This window comes from Trinickia sp. NRRL B-1857, assembly GCF_050470685.1.
GTDB lineage: Bacteria > Pseudomonadota > Gammaproteobacteria > Burkholderiales > Burkholderiaceae > Trinickia.
On record NZ_JBFLUK010000001.1, the window covers coordinates 4,342,863 to 4,356,914 of the forward strand.

A 14,052-nucleotide genomic window follows, 5' to 3' on the forward strand; every position below is an offset into this window, starting at 1 on the left:
CAATCTCGTCGCCCTTGCGCGACGAGTGCACGAAGGATGGAACGGATATGTCTACAGTCATCAAGGATCCGTTGGAAGCGGCGATGGATGCACAGGCCACGCTCGAGCAACTGCTCGGGCAACTGCTCTTCGCGCACTTGGCACGGCAAGGCTGGATCGAAGGCGACGCCGGCTTGGCCTCGAACTATCGCCGCTGGCGCGAGGCGAGCGTCGCTTTGCTGCGCGAGCGGCGCTTCGCGCTCGAACAAGCGGCGCCCGAGTGGGAATCGTGCCTCGGCCGATGGCGGACGTTCCGCGAGCAGGCGCGCGAGGACGCGATGCTGGGCGCGCAAGTGCGCTTGGCCGACGCGGCTTTGCAAGCCTTACCGGCGATTCTTCTCGGCGAGCGCGCAGCCACGGGCGTGTTGTTTCCCCAAGGACAATTGACGCTCGTCGAGGGGATCTATCGCGATCATCCGGTGGCCGATTACTTCAATGCCGCGCTGGGCGAACGCCTTCAGGCATACGTGCAAGCGCGTCTCGCGAACGATCGCGATAGCCGTTTGAGGATCGTCGAGATCGGTGCGGGTACCGGCGGCACCAGCGTCGGTCTTTGGCCGCGCCTGACCGCGCATGCGCATAGGATCGAGGCGTACTGCTACACCGACGTATCGCCTGCCTTTCTTTTGCACGCGCAGGAGCACTATCGCAAGCTCGCGCCGTATTTGCGCACGCAGCGTCTCGACATCGAAGCGTCGCCCGCCACGCAAGGCTTCGAGACGGGCGGATACGACGTCGTCGTCGCATCGAACGTGTTGCATGCCACGCGCGATATTCGACGCACGTTGCGGCACGTCAAGATGCTGCTGAAGGCGAACGGGATCGTGCTGTTGAACGAAGTGTCTTCGGCAAGTTTGTTCTCGCACATGACGTTCGGTTTGCTCGACGGTTGGTGGCTTGCGCAAGACGAGGCGTTGCGGATCGCAGGAACGCCGGCTTTGAGTCCTGACGGCTGGCATCGCGTATTGCAGGCGGAGGGCTTCACGCAGATCGAGTTCCCCGCGCAAGACGCGCACGCGCTCGGTCAGCAAATCGTCTGGGCCGTCAGCGACGGCGTCATTCGCGTCGATCGTCACGCGGAACCCGTGCCGTCGGAGCGGATTGCTGACGCCGTAGCGAAACCGGCACACGAGCCGTCGCCGCCGCAAGCGGCGCGCGATACATCCGAGTCCGCTACGCCGGCCTTATCGCAATCATCGGTCAGGCAAGCGATTCGCGCGAGCATTGCCCAAACGCTTCAGCTTAGCGACACGCAGGTGCTCGACGACCAGGCGTTTTCGAGTTTCGGCGTGGATTCGATTACGGGCGTGACGCTCGTGAGCGAGATCAACGCAAGGCTTGGCTTGAGCTTGCCGACGACGGTGCTATTCGACTACGCGACGATCGATCAGCTAACGGCACATATCGCGCAAACGAGCGTGCGCCCGAGCACCGGCCGCGACGATCGCGCGATCGCTCGGCGCCCCGCGACAGAGGCGAGCCCTTCGGTGCAATCGCCTATGGCGGCCGCGCAACCTCGGCCCATACTGCGACGGCGTACATCGGCTCGTGAGGCCATTCGCGCAAGCGTCGCGCAGACGCTAAAGGTCGGCGATGCTCAATTGCTCGACGACCAAGCGTTTTCCAGCTACGGGATCGACTCGATCACGGGCGTGACCCTTGTGGGCGAGATCAACACGCGACTCGGCTTGTCCATGCCGACGACCGTGCTGTTCGACTACGCGACGATCGACCAATTGGCCGAACACATCGAGGCGGCCTACCCGAATGCGGCTCGGGACGACTCGGCGCGCGCGCAGGCGGACGTGGCGCCGGACGCGCCTTCGAACCCCCCGGTCGCGCCGGTCGCGCGGACAGGGCGGCGGGCGCGCTCGGGCGTGGTCTCGGTTCCGGTGCCTGTAGCCGCGCCGGGCGTCGGGCCTTCGACCATGCCATCGGCCGGGACGGAAACGCAAGAGCCGACGTATCACCGCGTATGGCTTGAGCGACCGGGAACGATCGACGATATGCGTATCGAGCGGGCGCCGCTTGCGCCGCTGGGCGAGCATGAAGTGCGGGTCGCCGTGTGGGCTTTTTCGCTGAATTTCGGCGACCTGTTGTGCGTAAAGGGCCTCTATCCCACGCAGCCGGCGTACCCGTTTACCCCGGGCTTCGAGGCGAGCGGCGTCGTCATCGAGGTGGGTACGCACGTGAGCTCGGTGGCTGTGGGCGACGAAGTCGTCGCACTGGCCGGGCCCGCGCTCGGCGCTCACGCAACGGTTTTGTCGTGCGAAGAGCAGTGGGTGTTCAAGCGCCCGCGGAACCTATCGTTCGAGGCGGCGTGCGCGCTACCCGTGGTCGCGCTGACGATGATCGAGTGTTTCGCCAAAGCGCGGTTGCAGCCCGGGGAGCGCATCTTGATTCAGACGGCCACGGGCGGCACGGGGCTCGTAGCGGTCCAGATGGCGCAACATGCGGGGGCCGAAATCTATGCGACGGCGGGCTCGGCCGAGAAGCTGGAATACCTCGCGTCGCTCGGCGTTCGCCATTTGATTAATTACCGCGAGGAGGATTTCGAGTCTGCCATCGAGCGGATGACGGACGGGCGCGGTGTCGACGTCGTCATCAACACGCTCGCGGGAGACGCCGTCCAAAAGGGCATCAATTGCCTAGCCCCCGGTGGCCGCTATATCGAGATCGCGATGACGGCGCTCAAATCGGCGCAGGCGATCGATCTGTCCAGGCTCAACGACAACCAAACCTTGCATAGCGTGGACCTGCGCAAACTGGGTCGCGCGCAGCCGGAGGTCTTACTGCGCGCGATCGAGGAGATGCACCGCTTGGTCGATGCGGGCGTGATCGAGCCGACCGTCAGCCATACGTTTGAGTTCGACCGGATACAAGAGGCGTATCGCGCGCTCGCGGATCGCCGGAACGTCGGCAAGATCGTCGTCAGTATTCCGGAGGCGTATCGATTCAAAGCGCGCGAATCGAACGCGTCTCTCGAACCGATCGCGGTGATCGGTATGAGCGGCCGGTTCGCGCGGGCGCAGAACGTACGCGAACTCTGGGAGGCATTGGCCGGCGCCCAAGACTTGATAGAGCCTGTCACGCGTTGGCCGCTGCCGCAACGCGACGAACGAAGCGGTAGGCCATTTTGCGACCAGGGCGGACTGTTGCACGACATCGATGCGTTCGATCCGATGTTCTTCAATATTTCGGGCTCGGAAGCGCAGGCGATGGACCCGCAGCAGCGCTTGTTCCTCGAGGAAGCATGGCGGGCGCTCGAAGACGCCGGTCACGCCGGGGCAGGTATCAAGGGACGGCGCTGCGCGGTATTCGTCGGATGCGCCAACGGCGACTATGCGCGGTTGTTCGACGAGCGCGCCCCGGCTCAAGCATTCTGGGGCAACGCGGGATCGGTGATTCCGGCGCGCATTGCCTACCACCTCGACCTTCAAGGCCCCGCGGTAGCGATCGACACGGCGTGTTCGAGCTCGCTCGTCGCACTGCATCTGGCTTGCGAGAGCCTGCGCGCAGGCGAAGCGGAACTCGCATTGGCCGGAGGCGTCTTCGTGCAAAGCACGGACGCGTTCTATCAGCAATCGAACCGCGCCGGCATGCTGTCGCCAAATGCCCGCTGCTATAGCTTCGATGCACGTGCGGACGGCTTCGTGCCCGGCGAAGGCGTCGGCGCGATCGTGCTCAAGCGGCTATCGCAGGCCATCGCCGACGGCGATCATGTGTATGGCGTGATTCGCGCGTCGGGCATGAATCAAGACGGCGCGACAAACGGCATCACCGCGCCGAGCGCTCGGTCGCAGGCAAGGCTCGAACGCGACGTGTACCGCCGCTTCGGCATCGATCCCACCGAGATCCAACTTGTCGAAGCGCACGGCACCGGCACGGCGCTGGGCGATCCGATCGAATTCAGCGCGCTCACGGAGGTATTCGCCTCGAACGGGGCACGCGGTGAACGCTGCGCGCTCGGCTCGATCAAGAGCAATCTCGGGCACACGGCTACGGCCGCCGGCGTGGCCGGTGTCATCAAGTTGCTGCTCGCGTTGCGGCATCGGCAGATTCCGCCGTCGCTGCACTTCGAACAAGGCAACCCGAGGATCGACTTCGAAAACAGCCCGTTCTACGTGAACACGCAACTGAAGGCGTGGGATGCGCCCGCGGGCCGCGAGCTGTTGGCTGCGGTCAGCTCTTTCGGCTTCAGCGGTACCAATGCGCATGCCGTGATCGGCGAAGCCCCTGAAGCCGCTTCGTTGCAAGCGCCGCAACGGCCCGCTTACTTGCTCGTGTTGTCCGCGGCGACGGCGGGCCAATTGCGGACGCAGGTCGAGCAATTGGTGAGGCATTGTCGTGGCGAAGCCGTCGATGTCGGGGCGATGAGTTTTACGCTGATGACGGGGCGGCGTCATATGGATCATCGTTTGGCGTGCGTTGCGTCCGATTCGGCGGACGTCGTCGAACGTCTTGAGATGTGGCTCGAACAAGGGCGTGCACCGCGCGTGGCCACCGGCATACGCGAGCCCGAGAAGAAAGCCTCCGCTTCGTTGTCGAAGCTCGGCGAGCGGTGTATCGCCGAGTATGTTCAAGCATCGGCTCGCGAGGTCGTCGTCGAGGCGCTGTCGACGCTCGCGGAATTGTTCGCGCAGGGCGTCGAGCTCGAGTGGAGGCGGCTGTTTGCGGGCGGGAAGTATCCGCGAGTGAGCCTACCCACGTATCCGTTCGCCCGGGAGCGCTATTGGGTGCCGGACGATGCGCTGGCCGCACGCGCGCCGTCGGCGGGAACGAAGCCGCATGCGTCGTGGCTTCATCCGCTCATCGATCGCAATAGTTCCGACCTGAGCGAACAGCGCTACACCACGGTGCTAACGGGCGAGGCGTTTTATCTGCGGGACCACGTCGTACGTGGTCAACGCGTGATGCCGGGCGTCGTGCAATTGGAATGGGCGCGAGCGGCTGTGGCGTTGGCGTTGGGCGGCGAGCGCCCCGATATGTCGATTCGCTTGGAGGACGTGCGCTGGATTCGGCCGTTGGTCGTGGATGGTGAATTGGAGGTGCATGTTGCACTTGCCGAAGACGATGACGGCCGTATTGCTTACGAGATCTACCGAGAGCAGGCGGGGCGGACCTTGGTGTATAGCCAGGGCCACGCAATGGTCGTCGAGTTCGGCGAGGCCGATGTCGGTGAGCAGTTGGACCTTGCCGCGATCGCCGATGCGTGCGATCGCGAGCTGAACGTCGAAGCGTGCTATGCGCGCTTCGACGAAGCAGGTCTCGTCTACGGTCCGACGTTCCGGGGTTTGCAAGCGCTCCGCGCCGGAGAGACAGTCGTGCTGGCGCGCGTGCAGTGTCCCGATTCCGCCGATATCGCGGCGTTTCAATGGCTGCCGAGCATCCTCGATGCGGCGTTGCAAGCTTGCGTCGGGTTGCCTGCATTGTTCGACGGCTTAGCCTTGCCGTTCTCGGTGTCGGCGGTCAGCGCATGGGGCGAGGTGCCGCGCTCCGCCTATGTACTCGTCCGGCGTAGCGAGGCAGAGGGCCCGCCTAAGTTGGATATCGCGATCGCCGACGAGCAAGGCCGCGTGGCGATGAAGCTCGATGGCGTCAGCATCAGGGCTGTCGAGAAGCCGGCTGCGGCTGCGACGCTCTTGCTCAAGCCTCATTGGGAAGTCCAAGGGCGGGAGGAGCCTATTGCGACGGCCCGATATGCGGTGCGCGGCGTCGTGCTGTGCGAAGCGGACCTGCCGCGCGGGAGCGAGCCGCGATTCGATGGCGCCGAGTGCTTGTCGTTGCAAACGAACGGTTCTTTGGCGCAAAGGTTCGAGGCCTATGCAGAGCGGTTGACGGAGAGTGTGAAGCGGTGGATCGCGCAGGCCCAGGGCGGCGCATTGCTGGTGCAGCTCGTCGTGCCGGACACCGGCGAGGGAGCGGTGCTGCAAGGCTTGGGTGCGCTGCTTCAGAGCGCGCGCCAAGAGTATCCGCAGTTGAGCGCGCAAGTGGTGCGTACCAGCGATTGGAGCGGGCTTGCACCGCTATTGCGGTCGCAAGCCGATCGCATGGAGCCGGCGGCGGTCGTGCGTGAAGGGACGCAAGGCGTTGAAGTGTTGTCGTTCGAGCCGTGCGAGTTCGATGAAACGCGGGCGATGCCCCTGGCCTGGCGCGATGGGGGCGTCTACTGGATTACGGGCGGGTTGGGCGGATTGGGTCGCGTGTTCGCGCAGGCGGTGGTGGAGGCGGTACGCGAGCCGGTCGTTGTGCTCAGTGGCCGCGGTGAACCGTCTGAAGGCGACGAAGCGTTCTTGGCCGCGCTGCGTGTTCGCGGTGCACAGGTCGAATACCGTCGGGCGGATGTCGGCGATGCGCAAGCGATGGCCGCGCTCGCCATCGAGATCGTGTCTCGGCATGGCGGTTTGCATGGCGTGATTCACGCCGCGGGCGTCGTGCGTGACGGCTTGCTCATGCATAAAACGCAAGAGAAGATCGCGCAGGTGTTGAGGCCGAAGGTGACGGGCACGGTGGCGTTGGACGAAGCTACGCGCGGTGTGAAGCTCGATTGGATGGTGCTCTGCTCGTCGGCGGCGAGCGTACTGGGCAACTTGGGTCAGACCGATTATGCGGCGGCCAACGGTTTCATGGACGCCTACGCGGCTTACCGAGAAGGCTTGGTCGCACGAGGCAGCCGGTATGGTCGAACCGTTTCGGTGGGCTGGCCGCTATGGGCCGACGGCGGCATGCAGGTGCCGGCCGAGGTCGAGGCGCAGATGCGACGCGTTCTGGGCATGCAAGCATTGCCACTGCAAGCCGGCATCGACGCCTTGCACCGCGCGTTAGCGCAGAGCGCGCCGCATGTGCTGGTGCTGCATGGCGACGACGAGCGATTGCAGCGAAGCGTTCGCCGCGCGTGCAAGGCGTCGGGACAAGCTGCGGCGCAAGCGGCGAGTGCGTCGCCGGCAAGCGAGACGCGGAGCGATATCGGAAACGGTGCGCCCATCGCGCGTACGGATGAGCAGGCGCACCCCGAGCTCTCCCCGCGCGATCTCGAACAGCGGGCACGTCGCTATCTGGTCGAGTTGCTGGCGCGCGGGCTGAAGCTCCCGGCGCAACGAATCGACGCACAAGCACCGTTGGAGCAATACGGCATCGATTCGGTGTTGGCGATTACGTTGACACAGGATTTGGAAGCGGTGTTTGGCCCCCTCTCGAAGACGTTGTTTTTCGAGTATCAGACGATCGGGGCGTTGGCGCAGTATTTCGTCCGTCATCATTCGTCGAAACTCACATCGGTTCTCGGTCTCTCGGTATCTCACTCGCCTAAGAGCGAAACGAGGCCGGCTGAGCGTGCGGGTGCGAAGGATGTGTCCACGACAGGCGGGCCGGCGCGTAGCGAACGCAGCGTGCAAGCAAAAGAGCGAGCAGGCAGAGCCGGTCGTCAGGGCCGCCGCCGAGGCGCGGGCGAGGCGAGCGGCAATCGCTCCGAAGGGCGGGGCCAACCGGAATCGCAGTCGCTGGATATCGCGATCGTCGGCCTAAGCGGGCGTTATCCGCAAGCCGAGAGCGTGGACGAATACTGGTCCAACTTGCTGAACGGCGTGGACTGCATCACGGAGATCCCCGAGCAACGCTGGGATTGGCGCCGCGAGTTCGACGCGAACAAGGGCGTGCCGGGCAAGAGCTACAGCCGCTGGGGCGGCTTCTTGAACGGCGTCGATGAGTTCGATCCGCTGTATTTCAACATCTCGCCGCGCGAAGCGCAGTTGATGGACCCGCAAGAGCGGTTGTTCTTGCAGTGCGCGCATGGTGCGTTGGAGGATGCGGGCTATACGCGAGCACAGTTGGGCGAGGGCGGCGACGTCGGGGTGTTCGTCGGCGTGATGTACCTCGAATATCAGCTTTACGGCGCGCAGGCGCAGGAGCAGGAAGGCGGGTTGTCCTTGGGCGGCAGCGCGGCATCGATCGCCAACCGCGTTTCGTACTTCGGCAACTTCTATGGACCGAGCATCGCGATCGATACGATGTGTTCGTCGTCGCTCACGGCGATTCATCTGGCGTGCCAGAGTTTGAAGCAAGGCCAATGCAAGGTGGCGATCGCGGGCGGGGTGAACGTCTCGATTCATCCGAACAAGTATCGGCTGCTCTCGCAAGGGCAGTTTGCGTCGAGCGACGGGCGTTGCACGAGTTTCGGCGAAGGCGGCGACGGGTATGTGCCGGGCGAGGGCGTGGGTGCCGTGGTGCTGAAGTCGCTGGCGCAGGCGCAGGCCGACGGCGACCATATCTACGGCGTGATCAAGGCGAGCGCGATCAATCACGGGGGCAAGACGAACGGATATACGGTCCCCAATCCGCAGTTGCAATCGAAGGCAATTGCCGATGCGTTGCGGCAATCGGGCGTGCATCCGCGTGCAATCAGTTATGTCGAAGCGCATGGCACGGGTACGTCGCTGGGCGATCCGATCGAGATCGCGGGGCTGACGCAGGCGTTCGGTGCGCTCACGCAAGATCGGCAGTACTGCGCGATCGGTTCGGCCAAGTCGAACGTGGGGCATTGCGAGAGTGCGGCCGGCATGGCGGGGTTGACGAAGGTGCTGTTGCAGATGAGGCACGGCCAGCTCGTGAAGAGTTTGCACAGCGACACGTTGAACCCGCATATCGACTTCAGCGCGACGCCGTTCGTCGTGCAACGCTCGACGCAGCAGTGGCAGCGTCCCGTGCTTGCGCTCGACGACGGCATCGAGCGTGAGTACCCGCTGACGGCCGGGCTTTCGTCGTTCGGCGCGGGCGGCTCCAATGCTCACTTGATCGTGCAGGAGTACCGCGAAGCGCAGGCGATATCGACGCTGGAACCGGCGGCATCGCAAGGGCCGGTCGTTGTGGTGCTGTCGGCGCGCAACGAAGATCGTCTACGCGAACAAGCGCGGCGGCTGCATGCGCACTTGGCGCACAACGAAGTGGCCCTCATCGATCTGGCTTACACGCTACAGACCGGCCGCGATGCGCTGGCACACCGCGTCGCATTCGTCGTGGATACGCTGGAGACATTGCAAGATCGACTCTCGCGGTTCCAGCAATCGGAATCGGTCATCGATAATGTCTATCTAGGTACGACCAAAGGCCATCAGGCCGCGTTGGCGACGTTGATGGACGATGACGAATGGCAACCGCTTATCGAGAAATGGCTATCGCAGGGCAAGGTCGCCAAGCTCGCGGAATTGTGGGTACAAGGCGTTCCCATCGAATGGAAGCGGCTCTATACCGAGGGCCAGCCACGGCGGGTCTCGCTGCCGACGTATCCCTTTGCGCGCGATCGTTATTGGTTGCCGCGGACAGCTGCGAGCGGGACGGCCGATTCGCCCGCACCGGTGGCAAGCGTGGAGCAGCAGCAGGTGGCGGCGTCGCCGGAACCGAAGCCGGAATCGTCGGCGCAGCAGGCGACCGTGCCTGCAAGCACGACGAGCGATAAGCCGAAGCTCAAGTTGCGCGATATCGACAGAGTGCCGTCTCAACCGGCGATGTCGGTAGGTGATGGGCCGCGCCACAGCCGTGGCGAAACCATCGCCGCGCTGCGGATATTGATGAAGCCCACGGCTCGCACACAAGATTCGCCGGCTCCCGCGCGGGCGAAGGCCGCGGTCGGCTCGCGCGCGCTCGAGGGCGAATTGGCCTCCGATCTTGGGGCGGTGCTGCTCATCGATACAAACGACATCGATGTCGATACGCCGTTTATCGATCTCGGGCTCGATTCCATTGCCGGTGTCGAATGGATTCGCAAGATCAACACGCGCTATGGCCTATCGCTGGAAGCCGCGCAAGTGTACGAGCATCCGACGGTGCGCAAGCTGGCAGGGTGGGTAGCGCAACGGTTGACCGAGCGGCGCGATGACGGTTCTACGCTCGCTCCGGCTCCGGCTCCGGCTCCGGCTCCGGCTCCGGCTTCTGCTTCTGCTTCTGCTTCTGCTTCTGCTTCCGCTGGCCAGCGCGGCACTTCGACGGTTCTTCCGCAAACGGTGGAGCGCGAATTGGCGGAGGACTTGGGCGCCGTTCTTTTGATCGAGGCCGACGCGATCGACCCCGAGACGCCGTTTATCGACTTCGGGCTCGATTCGATCGCCGGTGTCGAATGGATTCGTAAGATCAACCTGCGCTATGGCCTCGCGTTGGAGGCGACTCAGGTCTATGAGCATCCGACGTTGCGCAAACTGGCCGAACTCGTTGCCGGCCTTGTAAGCGGTGCACGCGCCGCAAGCGAGGAGCCGGCGCAACGCGTCGCGTCGCCGAGTGCGGCCGCTGCCGTCAAGCCGGCATCGGAGAGCGCGGCACCCCCAGCCGCGAGTGTGCCGAACCCGGTAAAGACAACGCAGCGCCCTGCGACCGCTCGCATCACAACGAGGGACGCCGGCTTAGAAGCCGAACCGATCGCCGTCATCGGAATGAGCGGGCGCTTCCCGTGCGCCGACAATGTCGACGAATACTGGGACAACCTCGTAGCGGGGCGCGATTGCATCACGGAGATTCCCCCACAGCGCTGGTCGCTCGACGGCTTTTATCGTGAGGATCGCGCAACCGCGATCAACGAAGGGCGCAGCTATAACAAGTGGGGCGGCTTCATCCGGGACATCTCGAACGCGGAGCTTGGAATCGACGTCTCGCGCGCGTTGGCGGCCGGCATCAAATTGACGAACGAGCAGAAGCTCTTCATGGAGACGGTCCACAACCTGCTGGCTTCGGCGGGGTACCGCGGCGAAGGGTTATCGCGCTTGCGCGGTTCGCGCACGGGCGTTTATCTCGGGATGACGTCCGCGCCGAATCAGACGCAAGGCTCGCTCGTCGGTATGGTGTCCGGCTTGTTCGATTTGAACGGACCGAGCATTGCCGTCGATGCGCACAGCGCTTCGTCGATGACGGCCTTGCATATGGCATGTACGGCGCTCGCGCGGGGCGAATGCGAAGCCGCGATTGCCGGCGGCGTGTATCTGCTCTATCCGGAGTCCTACACGCGCAGTTGCCGCCTCAAGATTCTGGCGAGCCATAGCGACAGCAGGAGCTTTTCCGCGAACCGAGACGGGATGTTGTTTGCCGATTGCGTCGGCGCGGTGCTGCTCAAGCCGCTTTCGAAGGCGATTGCGGACAACGACGAGGTTCTCGCTGTGATTCGTTCGACGGCGGCGACCTATGTCGGCGATATCTACGTCGCCAACAAACCGACGCCGAACGCGATCGCCGCCGCGATTCGCGAAAGCATCGTACGTTCGGGAATCGATCCGCGCACGATCAGCTACGTGGAGGCGGCGGCAGCAGGCTTGCCGCTCGGCGACGCGCTCGAATTGTCGGCGATCTCGCAGGCGTTTCGCGAATTCACGACGGCGCGACAGTTCTGTGCGCTGGGTTCCGTGAAGTCGAACATCGGCCATGCGGCGGCGGCTTCCGGTATTTCCCAACTGATCAAGGTGATCTTGCAGATGAAGCACCGGCGGCTCGTGTCGCCGCTCAAAGTGCAATCGCCGAGCCCCGAGCTGCAATTGAACGACTCGCCGTTCTATTTGCAACAGATGCAATCCGTCTGGCAGCGGCCAAGTGTGTCGCGCGACGGCGCCGCTGTAAGCCATCCGTTGCGGGCGATGGTCAACTCGATGGGCTTCGGCGGCTTCTACGCCGGGACGATTCTCGAGGAATACGAACCGGCCCTCGCCGCCGAAGGCGCGGTTGCGGCGGTCGACTCCTCCGAGCGGATCGACGCGTTCGAGGAGGCGTAACGGTCGAAATGAACAATGACGTATTCGAAGGAAGCGGGGACGACCCGCAGGCGCGGCTGCTCGGTAGCCCGGCATTTCGCCGGCGCTACGGGCTCCGATACGCGTACGTAGCGGGTGCGATGTACCGGGGCATCGCGTCGGCGGAACTGGTGATTCGCATGGGGCGCGCCGGCATGATCGGCTACCTCGGGACGGGCGGGTTGCCGATAGCCGCCGTCGAGGAAGCGATTCGAACGATTCAGGCGAGTCTTTCGCCCGACGAGCCTTACGGTTTGAACCTGTTGGCGGACTACGACGTGCCCGATTCGGAGCGCGCGATGCTCGAGCTGTATTTGAAGTACGGCGTTCGCTGCATCGAAGCGGCCGCGTTCATGCGGATGACGCCGGCACTCGTACGTTTTCGGGTGAGCGGCTTATATCGCGACGTGCAGGGCGAGATCCGCTGCGCGCATCGGGTGCTGGCCAAGGTATCGCGGGTGGAAGTGGCGGAGGCTTTCATGAGCCCGGCGCCGCCCGCGATCGTGGATGCGCTATTGCGGGAGGGCGCGATTACCGCCGAACAAGCAAGAATGGCTTCGTACGTTCCGATGAGCCACGACATTTGCGTGGAGGCGGATTCGGGCGGTCATACCGACGGCGGCATTCCGACGGTCTTGCTGCCCGCCATGCAGCAACTGCGGCAAACCATCGTCAAGCGCTACGACTATCGCGAGCCGATCTGCATGGGGCTGGCGGGCGGCATCGGTACGCCGGCTTCGGCCGGCGCGGCGTTCGCGATGGGCGCGGACTTCGTGCTGACGGGCTCCATCAATCAATGCACGGTCGAATCGGGCGCGGCCGACGCCGTCAAGACGATGCTGCAACAGGCCGGCATTCACGACATGGCTTACGCGCCGGCCGGCGATATGTTCGAGCTCGGCGCTCGCGTGCAAGTGTTGAAGAAGGGCGTGTTGTTTCCGATGCGCGCGAACAAGTTGCATGCGCTCTACACGCACTACGAGAGTTTGGAGGACCTGCCCGCCGCGGTGCGCTCGCAACTCGAGCAGACGTATTTCAAACGTAGCCTCGATTCGATCTGGGACGAGGCGGTGCGCTATCTAGAAGCGGGCGGGAGAACGAAGGCGATTGCATCGGCGCGGGCCAGCCCGAAGCTGCGGATGGCGCGTGTGTTTCGCTGGTATTTCGCCTATTCGAGCCGGCTTGCCTTAAGCGGTTCGACGCAAGACCAAGCCAATTTCCAGGTGCATACGGGGCCGGCGCTCGGCGCATTCAATCAATGGGTGAAGGGCACGCCGCTCGAGGATTGGAGGCAACGTCACGTCGATACGATCGCGCTCGCGCTGATGAATGCGACCGCTCGTTACTTGCGCGCCGGATACGAGCGTCTGTTTGGCGAGTCGACGGAGGGCGGCCCCGCATTCGAGCAGGCGATGCCCGTGGAATGGATGACTGACCGGATTGAGCGGAGGGTGGGTTGAACGATGTCGCTTATCAAACGTTGAGGGTGCGTCGGCACGATACGGTCTGCTTCGTGCAGCTGTATCGCCCCGAGGCGAACAATGCGATCGACGACACGATGGTCGTCGAACTGAACGAGGTGCTAAACGCCCTCGACGAATCGGTGACGGTGCTGGTGCTCGAGGGTCTGCCCGATGTGTTCTGCTTTGGGGCGGACTTCGCGGCGCTGCGCGATGCGAGTATTGCCGGCGCGCGTGCACCAGCGCGTGGGCCTAACGTCGCGCTCGATCCCGAGATGTTGTACGACCTCTGGACACGGCTCGCGACGGGTCCGTTCATCGTCGTCTCGCATGTGCGCGGGAAGGCGAATGCCGGCGGCGTTGGCTTCGTCGCGGCTAGCGACATCGTCATCGCCGACGAATCCGCGGTGTTCAGCTTATCGGAGTTGCTGTTCGGGTTGATGCCGGCCTGTGTGATGCCGTTCTTGATCCGACGCGTGGGTTTTCAGCGCGCGCACTACATGACGCTGACGACGCAACCCGTCGGCGTTGCGCAGGCCGCCGGATGGGGGCTCGTCGATGCCTATGAGGCGGACAGCGCTTCGCTGCTGCGCAAGCATTTGCTGCGGTTGCGGCGTGTCTCTCGTACGGGCGTCGCGCGCTATAAGCGCTTTTTTGCGGCGCTGGACGGGTCGATCGAAGCCGACCGCGATAAAGCGCTCGCGGCGAATCGGCAAGTGTTTTCCGATCCGGAGAATCTGGCGGGCATCGTCCGTTACGTCGAAACCGGAGCCTTTCCATGGGAGCGTGCCTGA

At 64.1% G+C, this 14,052-nt stretch carries 3 protein-coding genes; all 3 read left to right on the plus strand.

Going from position 1 to position 14,052, the window contains the following annotated elements; translation table 11 throughout:
• Positions 1–47: 47 nt before the first annotated feature.
• From AB1286_RS19380 to AB1286_RS19390, 3 genes are read left to right on the plus strand one after another with little or no spacing between them, the layout of a single operon-like run.
• The gene (locus AB1286_RS19380) at positions 48–11,780 is read left to right on the plus strand and encodes an SDR family NAD(P)-dependent oxidoreductase (RefSeq protein WP_430364784.1); all 11,733 of its coding nucleotides are present in this window, start codon (positions 48–50) and stop codon (positions 11,778–11,780) included.
• An 8-nt stretch (positions 11,781–11,788) separates the two neighbouring features.
• Positions 11,789–13,258 (plus strand): PfaD family polyunsaturated fatty acid/polyketide biosynthesis protein, encoded by a 1,470-nt coding sequence (locus tag AB1286_RS19385; protein ID WP_430364785.1) that lies wholly within the window; start codon positions 11,789–11,791, stop codon positions 13,256–13,258.
• Positions 13,255–14,052, plus strand: a complete 798-nt coding sequence (locus AB1286_RS19390) for an enoyl-CoA hydratase/isomerase (RefSeq protein ID WP_430364786.1) — start codon at positions 13,255–13,257, stop codon at positions 14,050–14,052. Before AB1286_RS19385 ends, AB1286_RS19390 begins: the two co-directional genes overlap by 4 nt.

Bases quoted from the DNA above. Each gene is read 5' to 3' on its own strand.
- AB1286_RS19380 (WP_430364784.1), top strand. From the start codon at position 48: ATGTCTACAGTCATCAAGGATCCGTTGGAAGCGGCGATGGATGCACAG.
- AB1286_RS19385 (WP_430364785.1), top strand. From the start codon at position 11,789: ATGAACAATGACGTATTCGAAGGAAGCGGGGACGACCCGCAGGCGCGG.